Annotated in this window: 21 protein-coding genes and 1 pseudogene; 13 read left to right on the top strand and 9 right to left on the bottom strand. The window is 69.9% G+C overall.

The window, feature by feature from the left end:
- Positions 1–56: 56 nt before the first annotated feature.
- Positions 57–1,076 (top strand): annotated as a pseudogene (locus tag IU476_RS11495) (M48 family metallopeptidase); the annotation flags it as partial.
- 423 nt (positions 1,077–1,499) lie between these two features.
- Here the strand turns inward: IU476_RS11495 and IU476_RS11490 are convergent.
- A complete protein-coding gene (locus IU476_RS11490; protein ID WP_324194012.1) occupies positions 1,500–2,159 on the bottom strand; it encodes a mycothiol-dependent nitroreductase Rv2466c family protein in 660 nt (219 codons plus the stop codon).
- A 149-nt stretch (positions 2,160–2,308) separates the two neighbouring features.
- Between IU476_RS11490 and IU476_RS11485 the strand changes: the two genes are divergently transcribed.
- From IU476_RS11485 to IU476_RS11470, 4 genes are all read left to right on the top strand, one after another.
- The gene (locus tag IU476_RS11485; protein WP_195099386.1) at positions 2,309–3,529 is read left to right on the top strand and encodes an NAD(P)/FAD-dependent oxidoreductase; all 1,221 of its coding nucleotides are present in this window, start codon (positions 2,309–2,311) and stop codon (positions 3,527–3,529) included.
- A gap of 97 nt (positions 3,530–3,626) precedes the next feature.
- Complete coding sequence (locus IU476_RS11480) at positions 3,627–4,028, top strand: YciI family protein (RefSeq protein ID WP_195099385.1); 402 nt, start codon at positions 3,627–3,629, stop codon at positions 4,026–4,028.
- Between the two features lie 16 nt (positions 4,029–4,044).
- A complete protein-coding gene (locus IU476_RS11475) occupies positions 4,045–5,316 on the top strand; it encodes an RNA polymerase sigma factor (RefSeq protein ID WP_195099384.1) in 1,272 nt (423 codons plus the stop codon).
- Between the two features lies 1 nt (position 5,317).
- Positions 5,318–5,731: a DUF1801 domain-containing protein gene (locus tag IU476_RS11470; RefSeq protein ID WP_195099382.1), complete on the top strand. Its 414-nt coding sequence runs from the start codon at positions 5,318–5,320 to the stop codon at positions 5,729–5,731.
- On the opposite strand, the gene IU476_RS11465 is transcribed toward IU476_RS11470, so the two are convergent.
- Positions 5,732–6,568: a phosphoribosylaminoimidazolesuccinocarboxamide synthase gene (locus tag IU476_RS11465; RefSeq protein ID WP_195099381.1), complete on the bottom strand. Its 837-nt coding sequence runs from the start codon at positions 6,566–6,568 to the stop codon at positions 5,732–5,734.
- Between the two features lie 137 nt (positions 6,569–6,705).
- On the opposite strand from IU476_RS11465, the gene pepN reads away from it, so the two are divergent.
- From pepN to IU476_RS11450, 3 genes are all read left to right on the top strand, one after another.
- Positions 6,706–9,297: an aminopeptidase N gene (pepN, locus tag IU476_RS11460; protein ID WP_195099380.1), complete on the top strand. Its 2,592-nt coding sequence runs from the start codon at positions 6,706–6,708 to the stop codon at positions 9,295–9,297.
- A gap of 133 nt (positions 9,298–9,430) precedes the next feature.
- Positions 9,431–10,039, top strand: a complete 609-nt coding sequence (locus IU476_RS11455; RefSeq protein WP_195099379.1) for a ClpP family protease — start codon at positions 9,431–9,433, stop codon at positions 10,037–10,039.
- Between the two features lie 37 nt (positions 10,040–10,076).
- Positions 10,077–10,667, top strand: coding sequence for a ClpP family protease (locus IU476_RS11450; RefSeq protein ID WP_195099378.1), 591 nt, complete (start codon positions 10,077–10,079; stop codon positions 10,665–10,667).
- Between the two features lie 6 nt (positions 10,668–10,673).
- Here IU476_RS11450 and IU476_RS11445 read toward each other — a convergent pair whose 3' ends face one another.
- The 5 genes from IU476_RS11445 to IU476_RS11425 form a co-directional block, all read right to left on the bottom strand.
- Positions 10,674–11,069 carry a helix-turn-helix domain-containing protein gene (locus IU476_RS11445; RefSeq protein WP_195099377.1) on the bottom strand — a complete coding sequence of 132 codons (396 nt, stop codon included), beginning with the start codon at positions 11,067–11,069 and terminating at the stop codon, positions 10,674–10,676.
- Positions 11,070–11,209: 140 nt separating this feature from the next.
- Positions 11,210–11,680 (bottom strand): DUF5130 domain-containing protein, encoded by a 471-nt coding sequence (locus IU476_RS11440; RefSeq protein ID WP_195099376.1) that lies wholly within the window; start codon positions 11,678–11,680, stop codon positions 11,210–11,212.
- On the bottom strand, positions 11,667–11,945 hold the full coding sequence (ctaJ, locus tag IU476_RS11435; protein ID WP_195099374.1) for an aa3-type cytochrome oxidase subunit CtaJ: 279 nt from the start codon (positions 11,943–11,945) through the stop codon (positions 11,667–11,669). Before ctaJ ends, IU476_RS11440 begins: the two co-directional genes overlap by 14 nt.
- Before the next feature lie 71 nt (positions 11,946–12,016).
- Positions 12,017–13,627, bottom strand: a complete 1,611-nt coding sequence (locus IU476_RS11430) for a glycoside hydrolase family 13 protein (RefSeq protein WP_195099372.1) — start codon at positions 13,625–13,627, stop codon at positions 12,017–12,019.
- A 124-nt stretch (positions 13,628–13,751) separates the two neighbouring features.
- Positions 13,752–14,168 (bottom strand): globin, encoded by a 417-nt coding sequence (locus tag IU476_RS11425; protein ID WP_195099858.1) that lies wholly within the window; start codon positions 14,166–14,168, stop codon positions 13,752–13,754.
- Between the two features lie 315 nt (positions 14,169–14,483).
- On the opposite strand from IU476_RS11425, the gene IU476_RS11420 reads away from it, so the two are divergent.
- Complete coding sequence (locus IU476_RS11420) at positions 14,484–15,176, top strand: HNH endonuclease (RefSeq protein WP_228823476.1); 693 nt, start codon at positions 14,484–14,486, stop codon at positions 15,174–15,176.
- A gap of 2 nt (positions 15,177–15,178) precedes the next feature.
- Here the strand turns inward: IU476_RS11420 and IU476_RS11415 are convergent, their stop codons facing one another.
- Positions 15,179–15,646 (bottom strand): MarR family winged helix-turn-helix transcriptional regulator, encoded by a 468-nt coding sequence (locus IU476_RS11415; RefSeq protein WP_324194011.1) that lies wholly within the window; start codon positions 15,644–15,646, stop codon positions 15,179–15,181.
- 59 nt (positions 15,647–15,705) lie between these two features.
- Here IU476_RS11415 and IU476_RS11410 point away from each other — a divergent pair, with 59 nt between their 5' ends.
- Entirely contained in the window at positions 15,706–16,062 is a 357-nt protein-coding gene (locus IU476_RS11410) for a hypothetical protein (protein ID WP_195099365.1), read from the top strand.
- 89 nt (positions 16,063–16,151) lie between these two features.
- Positions 16,152–17,105, top strand: a complete 954-nt coding sequence (locus tag IU476_RS11405; protein ID WP_195099363.1) for an NAD-dependent epimerase/dehydratase family protein — start codon at positions 16,152–16,154, stop codon at positions 17,103–17,105.
- Between the two features lie 7 nt (positions 17,106–17,112).
- On the opposite strand, the gene IU476_RS11400 is transcribed toward IU476_RS11405, so the two are convergent.
- Positions 17,113–17,685, bottom strand: coding sequence for a helix-turn-helix domain-containing protein (locus IU476_RS11400; protein WP_195099361.1), 573 nt, complete (start codon positions 17,683–17,685; stop codon positions 17,113–17,115).
- Positions 17,686–17,758: 73 nt separating this feature from the next.
- On the opposite strand from IU476_RS11400, the gene IU476_RS11395 reads away from it, so the two are divergent.
- Both IU476_RS11395 and IU476_RS11390 read left to right on the top strand, forming a co-directional pair.
- The gene (locus IU476_RS11395) at positions 17,759–18,448 is read left to right on the top strand and encodes an AzlC family ABC transporter permease (RefSeq protein WP_195099359.1); all 690 of its coding nucleotides are present in this window, start codon (positions 17,759–17,761) and stop codon (positions 18,446–18,448) included.
- Between the two features lie 212 nt (positions 18,449–18,660).
- Positions 18,661–18,981 (top strand): AzlD domain-containing protein, encoded by a 321-nt coding sequence (locus tag IU476_RS11390; RefSeq protein ID WP_195099357.1) that lies wholly within the window; start codon positions 18,661–18,663, stop codon positions 18,979–18,981.
- The last annotated feature ends 246 nt before the right edge of the window (positions 18,982–19,227 follow it).

Below are 19,227 nucleotides of genomic sequence, written 5' to 3'. Positions count from 1 at the left end.
AGATCACAACGGTGTGCCGACGGCGTGCCGGCCGGTTACTGCCTAAGGTTCAGCTCATGCAGTTCGACGACAGCACGTCGCCCCCGACACCCCATTCGGGCCGGCCGCCCGCCGATCCCGCTGCCACACCGACGGGTTGGGATCTTCGGCTGGGCCCGCCCGGCTGGGCCCCGCAGACGCCGTACTCCCCGCCGCGGCCGCCCGTGGTGCAGCAGACGCGCGGACTGTCGCCCTACGGGATGCCCGCCCGGCACAGCTGGGAGATCCCGCTGCTGGTCGTCGTCATCGTGATCACCGTGCTCGGCTATCTGCTGAGCATGTTGCTGCTGCTGGTCGGCGAGATCAACGACTACATGCTGCTGCTGTTGGGCGCGCCGATCCTGCTGTACCTCGGGCGCGGCCTGAACTACGCGACCCAGCGGGTGAACGCGGTGCGCATGTCGCCCACGCAGTTTCCCGAGGGCTTCCGGATGGTGGTCGAGGCCGCGCAGCGCTTCGGCATGGGCACCGTGCCCGACGCCTACGTGCTGACCGGCAACGGCCAGATCAACGCCTTCGCCTCCGGGCACGGCTTCCGCCGCTACGTCGTCGTGTACAGCGACCTGTTCGAGGTCGGCGGCCGGGCTCGCGACCCCGACGCGCTCGCGTTCATCATCGGCCACGAGGTCGGCCACATCGCCGCCGGGCACGTGTCCTACTGGCGGCAGCTGGGCATGTTCCTGGTGCCGTTCCTGCCGATCCTGGGCAATTCGCTGATCCGCAGCCAGGAGTACACCGCCGACAATCACGGCTACTGCAACCGCGCCGCCGGTGCGCCCGGCGCGATGCGGACGCTCGCGGCGGGCAAGTGGCTCAACCCCCTCGTCGGGTTCGACGAGATGGCCGACCGGGCGGCGCAGGAGAAGGGCTTCTTCGTCTGGGTCGCCAACGCCATGTCCTCCCACCCCGTCCTGACCTGGCGCATGTGGGCCCTGCGCGACCGCAGCCGCCACGGCAAACTGTTCTGGCGCCCCAGCGCTCCCCACGTCCCCCCGAACGCCATCCCACCCAAGGGCCTCCCGACCCCCGGCGGCCCTCGGGACGGAAGCGGTTATCCGACAGGCGAATTCGGCCAGACCGGACCGGGGTACTCGACAGGCGGCTACGGTCAGCCGCAGAGCGGTATCAGCTATACGCCAAGCGGTTTCAGCCAGCCGACCCCGGGAACCGGCTATCCGGCGAGCGGAATCGGCCAACCGCCCTCCGGATCCGGCTATCCCTCAACCGGATTCGATCATCCAACCCCCGGAACTGGTTATCCGACAAGCGGATTCGAGCAGAGCGGCTCGGGTTCCGAACAAGCGACGGGCGACTACGGTCGACCGCAGGGCGAAACCGGCCATACGGCAAGCGATTCCGGCGAGACCCCGGACTCGCCGAAAGGCTCGAAGTAGCCGACACCTCGGTCACGTAGTCGGCACCCCAAGCCCCCCGTCGAGCCGGAACGAGAGCCGACCCGCTCAGTCGAACTGCGGGTCCTCGGTGCGGGTGCGCTTGAGTTCGAAGAAGTGCGGGTAGGACGCCAGGGCGACGGCTCCGTCCCAGACCTTGCCGGCGTCCTCGCCGCGCGGGATGCGCGACAGCACGGGGCCGAAGAAGGCGACGTCGTTGATGTGGATGGTGGGGGTGCCGACGTCCTTGCCGACCTTGTCCATGCCGGCGTGGTGGCTGGCGCGCAGCGCCTCGTCGTAGTCGGTGCTCGACGCCGCCTCGGCCAGTTCGGCGGGCAGGCCCACCTCGGCGAGCGCGTCGGCGATGACGGCGGCCAGCGTCTCGGCGCGGTCCTCGCGCTCGTACTCGGCCCGGCGGTTGTGGATGCGGGTGCCCATCGCAGTGTAGAGCGGGGCCAGGATCTTGTCGCCGTGCTGCTGCGCGGCGGCGATCGCGACCCGGACCGGCGCCCACGCCGTCTTCATCAGCTCCTGGTAGACCTCGGGCAGCTCGTCGCGACCCTCGTTGAGCACAGCCAGGCTCATCACGTGGAAGTGGGCCTCGATGTCGCGCACCTTCTCGACCTCCAGGATCCAGCGGGAGGTGATCCAGCACCACGGGCACAGCGGGTCGAACCAGAAGTCCACGCGGTCCTTAGCGCCGGTCGGGGTGGTCGTCGTGTCGCTCACGTCGGGGTCCTCTCGAAGTCGGGTGGCATCGAATCGCACGGATGCCGTCGACAGTCATCAACGACGGAAACTTGCGGATATTTCCCGACCCGCCCGGCCCGGCGCAGTAGGGTCGGAATCGACCTGGTTGCCGTCGCACGGAGGTTTCCATGAGCACAGATTCCAGGTTCGTCCTCGTCGGCGGCGGGCTCGCCGCGGCGAAACTCGCGGAGGCGTTGCGCGCCAACGATTTCGCGGGCTCGGTCACGCTGATCGGCGCGGAGGAGCGGCTGCCCTACGAGCGACCTCCGCTGTCGAAGGAGCATCTGCTGGGCAAACAGCAGCTCGCCGATTTCACCACCGCGCCGGCCCAGTGGTACCGCGACCATCACGTCGAGATCATGCTCGGCACCACCGTCGCCGCGATCGACCGCGGTTCGAAAACCGTTGCGCTGCCCGATGGTTCGACGCTGCCCTACGACAAGCTGGCGCTGGCGACCGGCTCGCGGCCCCGCCGGCTGCCGCTGCCGGGGGCCGATGCCGAGGGCGTCTACGAGCTGCGGACCATCGAGCAGTCCGACGCGCTGATCGAACTGTTCGGTTCGGCGCGGCGACTGGCGGTGATCGGTGCGGGCTGGATCGGGCTGGAGGTGACGGCCGCCGCGCGCGCCGCCGGTGTCGAGGTCACGGTGCTGGAGACCGAGCGGGTGCCGTTGCGGTCCGCGCTCGGCGACCGGATGGGCGAGGTGTTCGCCGACCTGCATCGCGCGCACGGCGTCGACCTGCGCTGCGGGGTGAAGGTCGCCGAGATCACCACCTCCGGCGGCCGCGCGACGGGTGTGCGGCTCGACGACGGCACCGCGATCGAGGCCGACGTGGTGCTGCAGGCGGTCGGCGCGCGGCCGAATATCGAACTTGCCGCCGACGCCGGCCTCGCGGTGGCGAGCGGCGTGCTGGTGGACGAGAGCCTGGCGACGACCGACCCGGACATCGTGGCGGTCGGCGACATCGCCGAGCAGCAGCATCCGGTGCTGGGCCGCCGCATCCGGGTGGAGCATTGGGCGACCGCGCTCAATCAGCCCGCGGTGGCGGCGCTGACGATGCTGGGCAAACCGGCCACCTACGATCGGCTGCCGTATTTCTTCACCGACCAATACGACTTGGGCATGGAGTACACCGGCTACGTCGCGCCGGGGCAGGACACCTCCCTCGTCGTGCGCGGTGACACGGCGGCACGCGCGTTCGTGGCGTTCTGGCTGGACTCGGGCAACCGCGTGCTGGCCGGGATGAACGTCAACATCTGGGACGTCACGGACCGCATCAAGGAGTTGATCCGAGCGGGCGAGCCGGTGGATCCACAGCGGCTGGCCGACACGTCGACATCCCTGTGAGTACCCTCACAACGCAGGTGTGTCGAAGCCTCCGCGCCGGCTCCGACTCGTCCGTGAGAGCGCCACAGCGGGCGCACCGAACACCTTGGAGCCGACCGTGAAGTACATGCTGTTGAAGACCTACGGCACCCCCGCGTACTGCGACACCCCGATCGAGCAGTGGTCGCCGGAGGAGATCGCGGCCAATATCGAGTTCCAGCGGGTCCTCGGCGCGGAGCTGCGCAAGTCCGGCGAGTTGGTGGACGCCCAGGGCCTGGCCTTCCCCGACCAAGCTCGCATCGTCTGCTCCGACGGCCGCTCCGCCCCGGTGGTGACCGACGGGCCGTTCCCGGAGACCAAGGAGTTCCTCGCGGGCTACTTCATCGTCGACGTCGACGGCCCCGAACGCGCCTACGAGATCGCCGCCCGCGCCTCGGCGTCCCCCGGCCCCGGCGGCAAGCCGATCGGCGAGTACATCGAGGTCCGGGCGGTCATGGACGCCCCGGCCCCGGACGCCTAGCGGAGCACGGCCTTTCATGCCCCGCCCACGATCCGATGCGCCGAGCACGGCAGGCACCGAACATTCCCTCTCCCCGGCGGAAGTCGCCTTCCTGCTGCGCGAACTCGCCCCGGCGGTGGTCGGCATGCTGGCCCGGCGGTCGGGGGATTTCGACGCCGCGGAGGATGCCGTGCAGGAGGCGATGCTTGCGGCTGCGACCCAGTGGCCTACCGAGGGACTGCCGGAGAATCCGCGGGCGTGGCTGGTCCATGTCGCGCAACGGCGGCTGACCGATGCCGTGCGCACCGAAATCGCCCGGCGCAGTCGGGAAGTGGCCGTAGCCGTGCGAGAAACCATGCCGTCCAACGATTTCGAAGACGCGCAGGACGACACCCTGACGGTGTTCCTGCTCTGCTGCCACCCCGCGCTGTCACCCGCGAGCGCCATCGCGCTGACCCTGCGCGCGGTGGGCGGCCTCACCACCGAGGAGATCGCCCGCGCCTTCCTGCTCCCGGAACCGACCATGGCGCAACGGATCTCGCGGGCGAAGAAGCGCTTGTCGACCCTCGAGCGTCCCTTCGCCTGCCCGCCCGACCTGACCGACGAGTCTCGGCGCGCCGCCGTCCTGCACGTGCTGTACGTGCTGTTCACCGAGGGCCACACGGCCAGCGGCGGCCCCGAGCTGTACCGCGTCGACCTGGCCACCGAGGCGATCCGGCTGACCCGGCTCGCACACCGGCTGCTCCCGGACGATCCCGAGGTGACAGCGCTGCTGGCGCTCATGCTGCTCACCGATGCCCGGCGACGCGCGCGCAGCGGGCCGAGCGGCGAACTCGTGCCGCTGCTGGAGCAGGACCGCTCCCGCTGGGACCGGACACGCCTGGCCGAGGGGATCAAGCTGGCGACGAATGCCATCGGCCACGGCCTGCACGGGCCCTATCGCGTCCAAGCGGCGATCGCCGCCCTGCACGCCCAGGCACGCCGCGCCGAGGACACCGACTGGGAGCGAATCCTGTTGCTGTACAACCTTTTAGAAGACATGTCCGAAAACCCGATGGTGACACTGAACCGCGCCGTCGCCACCGCCATGGTGCACGGCCCCGCCGCGGGCCTGGCCCTGAGCGCCACCCTCGACGACGCCTTGTCCGGCAACCACCGCCTGGCCGCCGTCCGCGGACATCTCCACGAGATGGCAGGAGACCACCCCGCCGCCGTCGCCGCCTACACCGCGGCCGCCCACCGCACCACCAGCACCCCCGAACGCGACTACCTGACCATCCGCGCCGCGCGGTTGAGGAAGCAGAGCTGACATGCCCGACCAGCAGACCCCGTACGCCAAGGACCCGCGCGTCGACGCCTACATCGACGCCCTCCCGGACTGGCAACAGGAGATTTGCCACCGCGTCCGCGACCTGGTGCACGCCGCCGACCCGGAACTCACCGAGACCGTCAAACGCCGCGTGCAGCCCTACTTCGTCCTCCAGGGCAATGTCTGCGCGCTGCTGGCCACCAAGGACCACGTGAACATCTTCCTGTACGACGGCGGCATCGTGCCCGACCCGGCGGGCATCATCACCGGCGGGCACGACAACAAGACCGCCCGCATGATCTCGCTCTACCGCGACGACGAGATCAACGAGACCGCCCTGGTGGAGATGTTCCGGCGGATCATCGCCGACAACCGGGCCGGTGGGTGGCGAAAGATCAAGGCGCGCAGCGAATGATCAGCGCGGCGTGCCGGACCACGCGGTGCCGGTGACGAGTTCGTAGGCCTCGGCGTATTTGCCGCGCGTGGCCTCGACGATCTCGGCGGGGATCTCCGGTCCGGGCGGTTCCTTGTCCCATCCCGTCGAGGTCGCCCAGTCGCGCACATACTGCTTGTCGAACGAGCGCTGCGGGCGGCCGGGCTCCCACTCGGCGGCGGGCCAGTAGCGGGAGGAGTCGGAGGTGAGCACCTCGTCGCCCAGCGTCAGAACCTCACCGTCCCAGCCGAATTCGAACTTGGTGTCGGCGATGATCACACCGCGCTCGGCCGCGTAGGCCGCGCCCCGGGTGTAGACGTCGAGGGTCAGCTCGCGCAGGCGTTCGGCGACCTCGCGGCCCTCCTGCCGCACCACGTCGTCGAAGGTGATGGGCTCGTCGTGCCCCACCGACGCCTTGGTGGTGGGCGTGAAGATCGGCTCGGGCAGCTTGTCGCCCTCGCGCAGACCCGGGGGCAGCGCGATGCCCGAGACCGAGCCGGTGCGCTGGTACTCCTTGAGCCCCGAACCGGACAGGTAGCCGCGCGCGATGCACTCCACCTGCACCATCTTCAGCGGCTTGACGCGCACCGCGCGCCCCGCGAACTCCGCGGGCACGTCCGTGGTCGACAGCACGTGATTGGGCACGTCGGCGAAGTATTCGAACCACCAGTTCGACAGCCCGGTCAGCAGCGCGCCCTTGTCGGGAATCGGCGTAGGCAGCACCACGTCGTAGACCGACACCCGGTCGGAGGCGACGAGGATCAGCGAGTCGCCGTCCTCGTACAGGTCGCGCACCTTGCCGGCGTGGATGTGCTTCAACTGTCCTCCTCGGGATGCTGGAACCTCAGCCTTCCAAGCTGATGGCGTGCGCCGCGCTGCTCAGCCTACCGAGGCGGCCGCGCGCCGCCCGACGTGGCATTCTGGGCCACGACGGCCGAACAGCGAAGGAGCACTCCTTGTCAGCACCGAATCTCACCCGAGAGCAGGCGATCGCCCGCGCCGCGACGATCAGCGTGGAGAACTATCGCGTCGAACTCGACCTGACCGGGCAGCCCACCGACGCGGCGGCCCCGTCCTCGGAGCGGTTCTTCTCGCGATCCACGGTGACCTTCACGGCGACACCCGGGGCGGAGACGTTCATCGACTTCGTCGGGGCCGGGGTGCGCTCGGCGGTGCTCAACGGCACGGCGCTCGAGATCGGCGACTACGACGAGTCCGCGGGCCTGACCCTCACCGGCCTGGCCGAACGCAACGAACTGGTGATCGAGGCCGACTGCGAGTACTCGCACACCGGCGAGGGCCTGCACCGCTTCGTCGACCCCACCGACGACAAGGTCTACCTGTACTCGCAGTTCGAAACCGCCGACGCCAAGCGGATGTTCGCCTGCTTCGACCAGCCCGACCTCAAGGCCACCTACGACATCACCGTCACCGCGCCCGCGGACTGGGAGGTCATCTCGAACGGCGCGGCGGTCGACGCCCGCAAGACCGGCACCGTGGTCACGCACACCTTCGCGACCACGCCCCGGATGAGCACGTACCTGGTGGCGCTGATCGCGGGCCCCTACGCCAAGTGGACCGACACCTACACCGACGAGCACGGCGACATCCCGCTGGGCATCTACTGCCGCGCGTCGCTGGCCGAATTCATGGACGCCGAACGGCTTTTCACCGAGACCAAGCAGGGCTTCGGCTTCTACCACCGCAATTTCGGCGTGCCGTACGCGTTCGGCAAGTACGACCAGCTGTTCGTCCCCGAATTCAACGCCGGCGCCATGGAGAACGCGGGCGCGGTCACCTTCCTCGAGGACTACGTGTTCCGGTCCAAGGTGACGCGCGCGTCCTACGAGCGGCGCTGCGAGACCGTGCTGCACGAGATGGCGCACATGTGGTTCGGCGACCTGGTCACCATGAAGTGGTGGGACGACCTGTGGCTGAACGAGTCGTTCGCCACCTTCGCCTCGGTGCTGGCGCAGACCTCGGCCACCGAATACACCAGCGCCTGGACCACTTTCGCGAACGTGGAGAAGTCCTGGGCGTACCGGCAGGACCAGCTGCCCTCCACGCACCCGATCGCCGCCGACATCCCGGACCTGGCCGCGGTGGAGGTCAACTTCGACGGAATCACCTATGCCAAGGGCGCTTCGGTGCTCAAGCAGCTGGTCGCCTACGTCGGCGAGGAGCCGTTCCTGGCCGGGCTGCGCGACTACTTCGCCGACCACGCCTACGGCAACGCCACCTTCGACGATCTCGTGGGCGCGCTCGAAAAGGCTTCCGGCCGTGACCTTTCCGGGTGGGGCGCGCAGTGGCTCAAGACCACCGGCCTGAACATCCTGCGCCCCGACTTCGAGGTGGACGCCGAGGGCCGGTTCACCCGCTTCGCCGTGATCCAGGAGGGCGCGCACCCCGGCGCGGGTGAGCGCCGCGTGCACCGCCTGGCCGTCGGCGTCTACGACGACCGGGACGGCAAGCTGGTGCGCACCCACCGCGTCGAGCTCGATCTGGCGGCCGCCGAGCGCACCGAGGTGCCGGAGCTGGTGGGCGTCGGGCGCGGCAAGCTGGTGCTGATCAACGACGACGACCTCACCTACTGCTCGGTGCGCCTGGATCCGGAGTCGCAGGAGACGGTGGTCACCCGGATCGCGGACATCGCCGAGTCGCTGCCGCGCACGCTGGCCTGGTCGGCGGCGTGGGAGATGACGCGGCAGGCGGAGATGAAGGCTCGCGACTTCGTCGCGCTGGTGCGGCGCGGCGTCGGCGGCGAGACCGAAATCGGTGTGGTGCAACGGGTTCTGATGCAGGCGCACACCGCGCTGGACAGCTACGCGGACCCGGAGTGGGCGGCGCGGGAGGGCTGGCCGCGGTTCGCCGACCGGCTGCTCGAGCTGGCGCGCGCGGCCGAGCCGGGCTCGGACCACCAGCTGGCCTTCGTCAACTCGCTGACCGCCGCACGGCTCTCGCCGCAGCACGTCGAGGTGCTGCGCGCGCTGTACGAGGGTGACCCGGCCGAGTCGGGCCTGGCGGGGCTGGTGGTGGACACCGACCTGCGCTGGCGGCTGGTGCAGGCGCTCGCCAAGGCGGGCGCGGTCGACGCCGACGACCACACCACGCCGGTGATCGACGCCGAACTGGATCGCGACCCGACGGCCGCGGGTCGTCGCCATGCCGCGACCGCCGCCACCGCGCGGCCGCAGGCGCAGGTCAAGGAAAACGCCTGGGACACCGTGATGAACGACGATTCGGTGCCCAACATCACCGCCCGCGCCATCGTCGGCGGCTTCGCGCCGTCGGGCCAGGACGAGCTGCTGACCCCCTACGTCGAGCGCTACTTCGCCGAGATCCCGAACGTGTGGGAGCGCCGCTCCAGCGAGGTCGCCCAGACCGTCGTCGTCGGCCTCTACCCGCACTGGGCCATCACTCCCGAAGCGGTCGCCATCGCCGACAAGTTCCTCGACGGCGACCACCCACCGGCCCTGCGCCGCCTCGTCACCGAGGGCAAGGCCGGCATCGAACGCTCCTTGCGCGCAAGGGCTTTCGACGCCAGCTGAGCCTTCCCGTACCCGAACGGCCCGCCCGCGCGACCATTGCGCGAGCGGGCCGTTCGATATTCGCTGCTGTGAGCAGATCTGCTGACAGCAGCGTGGAGGGCTGTAGGCGGGTCTGCTCGGGCACGGTGGGGGCATGGCTCACGACGACAACAAGATTCCGCTGTTCAGCTGGCGCGCGCGGGAGCAACTGCTCAGCCGGCGCATCCTCGTTCTCGACGGGGGACTCGACGACGACAACGGCACGCTGCTGGCGACCCAGTTGCTCACGCTGGCGGCCGAGGACCCGGATTCCGGTGTGTCACTGTGGATTCACTCGCCCGGCGGCTCGGTGCCGTCGATGCTGGCGATCCGCGACGTGATGCGCCTGGTGCCGTGCGACGTGTCGACCCTGGCGCTCGGATTGGCGTGCAGCGCGGGGCAGTTCCTGCTCTCCGCCGGCACCCGCGGCAAGCGCTTCGCGTTGCCGCACGCCCGGATCCTCATGCACCAGGGCTCGGCGGGGATCGGCGGCAGCGCGGGCGAGGTGGAGGTGCAGGCCGACGACCTGCGGCACACCGTCAACACGGTGCTCGGCCTCATCGCCGAGGACACCGGGCAGCCGTTCGAGCGCATCTACGAGGACTCGCTGCACGACCGCTGGTTCAGCGCCACCCAGGCACAGGAGTACGGGTTCATCGACGGCATCGTCGACTCCTTCCACCAGGTGATCCCGCAGCGGCAGCGCGTGGGGATCTCGGCATGAGCACCACCACCATCCACCGCGACCGCCAGGAGAAACCATGACCAGCTACACGATCCCGAACGTCATCGCGCAGCATCCGCGCGGCGAGCGGATCATGGACGTCTACTCCCACCTGCTCACCGAGCGGATCGTGTACCTCGGCACCCCGATCGACTCCGGGGTCGCGAACGCGCTCATCGCCCAGCTGCTGCACCTGGACGCCGACAGCCCCGGGCAGGACATCAACCTCTACATCAACTGCGAGGGCGGCGACCTGTCGGCCATGCTCGCGGTCTACGACACCATGCAGCACGTCCACTCGCCGGTGCTGACGACCTGCGTGGGACAGGCCATCGGCGTGGGCGCGGTCCTGCTCGCGGGCGGCGCGCGCGGCCGCCGATCGATGCTGCCGCACACCCGAATCGTGTTGCACCAGCCCGCGGCTCGCGGTCAGGGCGCCATCCCCGACCTGATCATCCAGGCCGACGAATTGGTGCGGATGCGCACGGAGATCGAATCGATCCTGTCCGAGCACACCGGCCAGGACGTGGCGACGCTACGCCACGACACCGACCGCGACCGCGTGTTCACCGCCCAGGCCGCGATCGAGTACGGCCTGGTCGACCAGGTGCTGGGTCGCCGCGATTGACGGCGGTCAGGCGGCCAGCAGTGTCGGGCCGGAGCGGCGGACACGTTCGACGTCGCCGGGAGCGACCGGGCGGGCGAGGGCCAGGTGGCGCTGACGGCGCAGTGCGTCGGCGACCTGTTCGGTGAGAGCGCCGAGGGAGGTGCCGAGCGCGCCCGCGAGGGCGGCGATCATCTCGCTGGACGGCTCCTTGCGCCCCCGCTCCACCTCCGACAGGTACTGCGGCGAGACTCCGGCGCGGGCCGCGGTCTCCGCCAGCGTCTCGCTGTGGTCCTGCCGCAGCGCCCGCAACCGCTCGCCCAGCACCTCACGCCACAGCGGCTCGCGGGCGGTCTCCTCCGCCCGCGCCGGTGAGCGGTCGTCGCGTCCGCCGGGTATGGAATGAAGTCGCGGGTGCTCGGCCATGCCCCGAGCCTAAATCCCCCAGCGGATCACGCGCCCCCCGATTCCGCTCAGGGCGTAACCCATTCCCTGACACCGCACCCCTTCCGTCACTCCGCGCCCGTCCGGGCGGGCACGTGGAAACGGAAGGGGTGCGGCGGTTTTCAGCTGGGGCGGCCGATGGCGGCGGCCATGACGCGCACGGCCGACACCAGTCCGTCGATCAGCTCGCCCTGGCGGAACGAGCTCAGCGCGGCGGTGACACCGAGCTGGCAGACGCGGTCGTTCACCCGGTCGGCGACGTCGCGGCCGGAGCGGACCTCGATGGCGCGGTCGTTGGGCGAGACGGCGATGAGCACCGAGCGCTCCGCCTCCGGCGTGGTCGGGAACAGCGCCTCGACACCGGTCGCCGGGTCGGGACGGAGGTCGCCGATGAAGATGTTGAAGCGCACCTTGGTCGCGCGGGTGGCCTCGGTGAGCGTGTTGTCCAGGATCAGCCGCTCGGTGTCGGTGAACGGCGCCTCCTTGAACACGTCGCCCGCCTCGTGCACACCGGAGACCCGGCCGCTGGTGGTGACGGCGTATCCGCGCGGCAGGTCGGCCTCGACCACCGCGGGCCAGTTAGAACTTGCCACTTGCCCGGCCTCCGATCAGCTCCGCCCCGGCGGATTCGATAGCCGCATGACTGTCATGCGAATGGTCAGCGATGTGGTGACCGAGCACGGTCACCTCGTCGGTCGCGCTCCACAGCACCGGGTCCGCGGTCCACTTGTCACCGAGGGAGAAGTGCACCGGCTTCTCGCCGGGCAGCGGTTTGCCGAGATACGACAATCCGGCGATCACCGCGTAGATCACCAGCGGGATGCCGACAAAGATCAGCACTGTCTCGAGAATGCTCACAGCCCAACGGTAGACGATGGGCCGGACCCGAGCGCCGACCGGTGAGCCACCGCGGCCCGTGTCGCGATCACTCAGACCAGCCAGGCGGCCGCGTTCACCGGGAGCCGGTCGCCGTCCAGCGGGGCGCTGGACAGCAGCACCTCGCCCGGGGGCAGCGGAATCGGCTCGTCGGAGGCGTTCAGCGCGCACACCAGGCCGCCGGAGCGCCGGAACGCCAGGCAGCCGTCGGGGCTGCCGTACCAGTCGAGGTGGTCGCCGGCGAATTCCGGTCGCAGCGCGCGCATCTCGATGGCCAGCCGGTACAGCGACAGCGTCGAGTCGAGCCGTTCCAGCTGCGCCTCGACGGTGAGGTCGGCCCACTGCGGCGGCATCGGCAGCCACGGCCGGCCGGTGGTGAACCCGAACGGCGGCCGCTCGCCCTCCCACGGCAGCGGCACCCGGCAGCCGTCCCGGCCGCGCTCGGTGTGGCCCGACCGCTCCCAGGCCGGATCCCGCAGCGCGTCGTCCGGCAGGTCGTCCACATTCGGCAGGCCCAGCTCGGACCCGTTGTACACGAACACCGCCCCGGGCAGCGCCAGTTCGAGCAGCAGCATCGCGCGCGCCCGGTCCACCCCGACGCTGCCGCCGCCGTAGCGGGTGACCTCGCGCTCGACGTCGTGATTGGACAGCGTCCAGGTGGCGCTGGCGCCGACACCCGATACCGCGGTGAGCGAATTATCCACGGCGGCACGGATTTTCGCGGCGTCGAAGGACGTCTCCGCGAGCCGGAAGTTGAAAGCGAGATGCAGCTCGTCGGGGCGCACGTATTCGCCGAAGCGGACGTTGTCGTCCACCCACACCTCGCCGATCGACACCGCGCCGGGGTACTCGTCGATCACCTTGCGCAGCCGGCGGTGGATGTCGTGCACGCCCGGATTGTTGAAGCGCGGATCGTCGTCGTCGTGTTTCAGCATGCGGGTGTCGACGACGTCCATGTCCGGCAGGCCCGGCGGTTTGGCCATGCCGTGGGCGACGTCGATGCGGAACCCGTCCACGCCGCGGTCCAGCCAGAACCGCATGGTCTCCTCGAAATCCGCGGCGACCTCGGGATTGTCCCAGTTCAGGTCCGGCTGCTCGGCGGCGAAGAGGTGCAGGTACCACTGGCCGGGACGGCCGTCGGGTTCGGTGACGCGGGTCCAGGCCGGGCCGCCGAAGATGCTCGGCCAGTTGTTGGGCGGTTCGGCGCCATCGGGTCCGCGGCCGTCGCGGAAGAGGTAGCGCGCGCGGGCCGCACTGCCCGGACCGGCGGCGAGCGCCTCGGCGAACCACGGGTGCCGGTCGCTGGTGTGGTTGGGCACCAGGTCCATGGTGACCTTGAGCTGTCGGTCGTGCGCCTCGGCGATCAGCTCGTCGAGTACCGCCAGATCGCCGAACAGCGGATCGATGTCGCGCGGATCGCTGACGTCGTAGCCGCCGTCGGCCATCGGCGATCGCATCACCGGGCAGATCCACAACGCGTCGACGCCGAGGAGTTCCAAGTAGCCGAGCCGGTCGCGGAGCCCGGCGAGGTCGCCGACACCGTCACCGGTCGAATCGGCGAACGAGCGCGGGTAGACCTGATAGAACACCGCCGATCGCCACCACGGCGCGTCCGCGGCGGGCTGGTCCGACGTGCCCGGCTCCCCGGAGGATGAAGCTGTCACAATTGCCAATAGTGCCAAAGCATTCCGGTAAAAGCCGCCGTGGGGGCGCGTGTTGGGCGGATCGAGCTAATCTTCAGCGAGAATCGGACATACTCCGGTCCGTGCCGGGTTTTCCGCCGCGGCCTCAGATCGGCGAGTTGATCAGCGAATTCGCCGCCATCTCCAGGTAATCGAGCAGCGCGCGGCGGTGCTCGTCGTCGAGGACCTCCGGCTCGATCTCGGCGACCGCGATCCGCATGCACCGCAACCAGGCGTCGCGCTCGATCGGCCCGATCCGGAAGGGCATGTGCCGCATGCGCAATCGCGGATGGCCGCGCTCGTCGGAGTAGGTCCGCGGGCCGCCCCAGTACTGCTCGAGGAACATGCGCAAGCGGCGCTCGGCGGGACCCAGATCCTCCTCCGGATACAGCGGCCGCAGCACCTCGTCGGCGGCCACCTCCCGATAGAAGGTGGCCACGAGGCGGTGGAACGTGTCCGCTCCCCCGACCGCCTCGTAGAAGGACGTCGCCGTCTGCTCGCCGGAACTCACGCCCGCCAGCATATCGCCGGGGCCCGCGGCCCGGCATCCACGCGATGCGGGCAACCGGATCCGTGCGCCGCGGGCAACAAGTCGGCATGCAATCGGGATCGGGTCGTGCTGGCCGCGGCGAGGGGTGGATCGCATGCTGAGAGTGGCCGGTGAACAGTGGGATTCGCCGCGCCGGCGGATACCGCCCCCGGGTGTTACCGCGCGTTCACGAACACCACAGACGGAATGTGTCAAATCAGCTGGCAAAGGCGACGATTCCATGGTCAACTGGTTGGCAGTGTCTGCCGAGATACCACACGAACCGGACCAAACGAATTCGGGGTTCCCATGAAGCAGCGGCACGGCGCTCGGTCACACGAGGCCAGAACCCACCGACAACTCCAGCCCGCCGACGTCCACAATCGTGGGTCGGGGGCTACTCCGCTGCATGTCCTGTCCGATAAACGCTCTTATCCGGGTGCCCTTCCGCACCGCACCGTCGAATCCGCTCCCCCCGCCGCGGCCTGGGTGAAGCGCCGGGTGTTGCTTCTGAACGCCACCTACGAGCCGCTCACCGCACTGTCCGCGCGCCGCGCCATCGTGCTTCTGATCTGCGACAAGGCCGACGCCGTGCACGACAATCCCGACGGCCCCGTGGTGCATTCCGCGGGCGCGTCGGTCGCCCTGCCCTCGGTGATCCGCCTGCGCAACTACGTCCGCGTGCCCTATCGCGCCCGGGTCCCGATGACCCGCGCGGCGCTGATGCACCGCGACCGCTACCGCTGCGCCTACTGCGGCGGCAAGGCGGAGACCATCGACCACGTCATCCCCCGCAGCCGCGGCGGCCCGCACACGTGGGAGAACTGCGTCGCCTCCTGCGCACCGTGCAACCACCGCAAGGCCGACAAACTGCTCAGCGAGCTGGGGTGGACCCTGCACCATCCGCTGGTCTCCCCGAAGGGCCCGCACTGGCGTCTGCTGTCGACCACCGCCGACCTGGATCCGGCGTGGTTGCAGTACCTCGGCGAGGGCGCGGCGTAGGTTCAGCCGTTCGTCGGCGGTCGGCCGAACAGCGGCAATCCCGCGGTCGTGCCGACCGTTCCGAGCGCGCGATGCAGGGCGGCGCGGTCCCGGCCCCCCAGTTCCGCGGCGAGTTCGCCGTCGAGCCGATGCGCGATGTCCTCGCACGCGGTCAGCAGCTCGCGGCCGCGGTCGGTAAGCGTCAGCACCTGACGCCGCCGGTCGTCGGCGTCGCGGACGCGGCGTAGCGCGCCGAGGTTCTCGAGATGGTCGGCCAGCGCGACGACGAGGCTGGGCGCGACCTCCATGCGCGCGGCCATTTCCTGTTGCGAGGCCGCGCCGTCCCCGCTCAGCGCGATGAGCATGCCCACGTGCTTCTGCTTGAGGCCTAGTTCCGCGATGCGCGCCGCGTAGAGGTCGGCGACCTTGGTGCCGAGGTAGCCCAGCCGGAACGTGAGGGTTGCCGGCAACCCCGCATTGACATCGCTCACGGGCACGATAATACTTCGCATTAATCATTCACAGTCTGAATCATTCATGGAGTGATCCAATGCCTCTCGCCCTCACCCTCCTCAATGCGGCGACAGCCCTGCTCACCGGTGGTGCCGCGGTGCTGGGACTCACCCGACCGGCACTGCTGGCACCGGCCGGGACGGTCGTCTCACCCGGCGTGGCGATGTACGCCCGCATGTACGCCGCCCGCGCACTGCCGCTGAGCGCGGTGACGCTCGCGGTACTCGTCGGCGATGTTCACGACGCCGTCGTCCCGGTACTGCTGATCGCCGGCCTGGCGCAGGTCGGCGACATGATCGTCGCTGCGCTGCAACGCAATCCGGGCATGCTCGCCGGTTCCACCCTCAGCGCGGTCGTGCCCCTGGGGTCGGTTGTTTGGATCACCACACACTGAAGAGAGCACTGCTCTTGACAAGCAGGGCCGGACGGCGGCATGCTTGTCGCATTAGAGATCAGCGCTCACAAAAGCGAAAGGTGCGCACAATGACCGAGCTGCACGTCGTCACCGGCGCCGGACCCGTCGGCACCACCGTTGCCGAGCAGCTCGCGGCCGCGGGCAAGCACGTCCGCGTGCTGACCCGGTCCGGGAGCGGCCCGGCGCATCCCCTGATCGAGCGCCGGAAGGTGGATGTCACTCGGCGCGAACAGCTTTCGGCGGTGGTCGAGGGCGCCGTGGCGGTCTACCACTGCACGCACGGCTCGAAATACGAGGCGCGCACCTGGTGGGCCGAGCTGCCCGCCACCGAGCAGACCGTGCTCGAGGTGGCCGGGCAGGCGGGCGCGGTGGTGGTCTTCCCGGAGAGCCTGTACTCCTACGGCCCGGTCGATCGGCCGATGACCGAGGACATGCCGCGCGCGGCCGACTTCGGCAAGCCCGCCGTCCGGGTGGCGCTGCTGCGGGCGCGCGACGCCTCGCCGACCCCGACGGTGAGCGTCGCGGCCTCCGACTTCATCGGCCCGCACGTGCGCAACTCCCACGCCGGGGAGCGCATGGTCCCGAACATCCTGAGCGGCAAGGCGGTTCAGGCCTTCGGCAAGACCGACCTGCCGCACTCGTTCACCTACATGCCCGACCTCGCGGCGGCGATGATCGCCGCGGCGGCGGACCGCTCGCTGTGGAATTCCTTCCTGCACGCCCCGACCGCGCCGGCGGTGTCGATCCGCGAATTGGTCGCCGCGCTGGCCGCCGCCGCGGGCATGCCCGCCCCGAAGATTCTGGCGATGCCCGGGTGGGCGCTGCGCACGGTCGGAGTGGTCAACGGTTTCATGCGCGAGCTGTCCGAGATGAACTACCAGTTCGAGCGGCCCTTCGAACTGGACTCCACGGTCAGCGAACGTCGGCTCGGGCTGCGGCACACGCCGCTCGACGAGGTCGCGCGCGGCACCGTCGACTGGTGGAAAACCGTTGTGGCACAGGAGGGAGCGCTCGCCGCATGAGCGCCGGTCAGCCGTACTCGCTCGCCTGGATCCCCCAGGTGCCGGGCTCGAGGGCCTGGAAGATGTGCGGCTGATCACCGGGATAGCGGATGTAGTCGCCCGGACCGAGTTCGACCGGATCGGCGGCCGGACCGACCAGGGCGCGCCCGGCGGCGAGCACGACGTGCTCGATCTCGCCGCGGGAATGCGGATCGGACTGCCGCGGCTGGCCCGGCTCGGCGGCGATCCGGTAGATGTCACGGCGCGCGTTCGGCGGACTGGCCGCCAGCAGCGCCACCTGATAATCGGCCTGCGCCGACGCCAGCACCGGTCCCTCCCCCGCCCGGATCACCTGCACCTGCGGGCGCGGCGGGTCGAGCAGGCGCGAGAACGGGATGCCCAGCGCGACGCACAGCGCCCACAGGGTCTCGATGCTCGGATTGCCGACACCCGATTCCAATTGCGAGAGAGTGGATTTGGCGACACCGGCCCGGCGCGCCACCTCGGTCAGCGACAGCCCGACCCGGGCCCGCTCGCGGCGCAGCGCGGCGGCGATGGCCTCCTTCGGCGGGGCGGACTGGGTGTCGTCGTGCTCGGTCATGATGGGTTCAGACAGTACCGCGCGGCGACGGCGCGATTGACGAGGCGGACCGGCAGCGTTCAATATAGTAGTCGTGCGTTCGATATGGCGAACACTCGAGCGGAGTGATCTCACCGGGATAGCGACCATCTGCCTGGCGGTCGTGGCCATCGGCGTGTCCTATGGCGCCTCGGCCGTGACCTCGGGGATGCCCGCCTGGCTGCCGCTGCTGCTCAGCGTGCTGGTGCTGGCCGGGGGTTCGGAATTCCTGTTCGTCGGCATCGTCGCCGCGGGTGGCAGCCTCGCCGCGGCCGTGCTGGCCGGGCTGGTGGTCAACGCCCGCCATCTACCGTACGGACTGGCGGTGCCCGAGGTGGTCGGCACCGGATGGCGGCGGCTGCTCGGGACGCACGTCATGAACGACGAGTCGGTGGCGGTGGCGCTGGCCGAGCCCGACCGCGACCGCCGCCGCGCCGTCTTCTGGCTGTGCGGTCTCGGCGTGCTGCTGGCCTGGCCGCTGGGCGCGCTGCTGGGTGTGGCGATCGGCGCGGCGGTGCCGGACCCCAACCGTTTCGGGTTGGACGCGGTGTTCCCGGCGGTGCTGCTGGCCTTGGCATTGCCCGCGGTACGCGGTGATCGGGGAACCCGACGCGCGGTGCTGGTGGGCATGGCCGTTGCGGCGGCGGCGACGCCCTTCCTCGGCGCGGGGTTGCCGGTGCTGCTGGCCTTGCCCGCTGCCTCGCTCGCCTCCGGACGCGACACCCCCGCCGCCGAACAGACTTGAAGCGGTTCGTCGACGAACCGACTGGATCGGAGACCGTTCCGCTCGTCGACGAACCGACCGGGATCCAAGACCCGTTCCGCTCGCCCACGAACCGACCGAATCCGAGACCGTTCCGCTCGCCCACGAACCGACCGAATCCGAGACCGTTCCGCTCGCCGACGAACCGACACCGAAGCCGTTCCCGCCCAACCCGTCACGAAAGCGCCGCGACTATGTCCGTAAGCACCACACTGATTCTCGGCACGCTCGCCCTCGCGGTCGGCACCTACGCGCTGCGCTTCGCGGGCCCCCTCCTTCGCCGCCGCGTCACCTTCCCGCCGCGCGTCACCCAACTTCTGGAAGCCGGCTCGGTGGTCCTGCTCGCCGCCCTAGCCGTCACCGAACTCGTGCCCGACGGCCACCGGGCCGGATTCGCCCTTCCCGCAGGCGTTCTCGTCGCCGTCGCCCTGGCCTGGCGGCGCGCCCCGCTCCTCGTGGTGGCGCTCTCCGCCGCCGTCACCACCGCCCTCCTCCGCCTCCTCGGCGTCGCCTGACCACAACCGGTCCGGCCATCGAGCGTGCGCCGCTTCGATTATCGCGGCGCTTATCCATCCGCTGGAAACACCCCGAAATTACTTACCGGTAGGTAGTGAAGGTGATTTGCCGCTTTCCTGAAAGCGACTGCTTGGTGAGCCGCCCGGCGACTGCTGGAAATTCGTCAAAGGTCGCGTAAATCCGTCTACACAACGCCGACCGCCGTGGTATCCAATCGTTCTCGGTGCGGTTTTGTCGCACGACGT

This window comes from Nocardia blacklockiae, from assembly GCF_015477355.1.
Lineage (GTDB): Bacteria > Actinomycetota > Actinomycetes > Mycobacteriales > Mycobacteriaceae > Nocardia > Nocardia blacklockiae.
This window is presented reverse-complemented; position numbering and strand designations above follow the sequence as displayed.

Coding starts and splice junctions, on each gene's coding strand:
- IU476_RS11400 (WP_195099361.1), bottom strand. CDS start 17,685: ATGACCGAGCACGACGACACCCAGTCCGCCCCGCCGAAGGAGGCCATC.
- IU476_RS11455 (WP_195099379.1), top strand. CDS start 9,431: ATGGCTCACGACGACAACAAGATTCCGCTGTTCAGCTGGCGCGCGCGG.
- IU476_RS11445 (WP_195099377.1), bottom strand. CDS start 11,069: ATGGCCGAGCACCCGCGACTTCATTCCATACCCGGCGGACGCGACGAC.
- IU476_RS11390 (WP_195099357.1), top strand. CDS start 18,661: ATGTCCGTAAGCACCACACTGATTCTCGGCACGCTCGCCCTCGCGGTC.
- IU476_RS11485 (WP_195099386.1), top strand. CDS start 2,309: ATGAGCACAGATTCCAGGTTCGTCCTCGTCGGCGGCGGGCTCGCCGCG.
- IU476_RS11450 (WP_195099378.1), top strand. CDS start 10,077: ATGACCAGCTACACGATCCCGAACGTCATCGCGCAGCATCCGCGCGGC.
- IU476_RS11420 (WP_228823476.1), top strand. CDS start 14,484: ATGAAGCAGCGGCACGGCGCTCGGTCACACGAGGCCAGAACCCACCGA.
- IU476_RS11410 (WP_195099365.1), top strand. CDS start 15,706: ATGCCTCTCGCCCTCACCCTCCTCAATGCGGCGACAGCCCTGCTCACC.
- IU476_RS11475 (WP_195099384.1), top strand. CDS start 4,045: ATGCCCCGCCCACGATCCGATGCGCCGAGCACGGCAGGCACCGAACAT.
- IU476_RS11425 (WP_195099858.1), bottom strand. CDS start 14,168: ATGCTGGCGGGCGTGAGTTCCGGCGAGCAGACGGCGACGTCCTTCTAC.
- IU476_RS11405 (WP_195099363.1), top strand. CDS start 16,152: ATGACCGAGCTGCACGTCGTCACCGGCGCCGGACCCGTCGGCACCACC.
- IU476_RS11470 (WP_195099382.1), top strand. CDS start 5,318: ATGCCCGACCAGCAGACCCCGTACGCCAAGGACCCGCGCGTCGACGCC.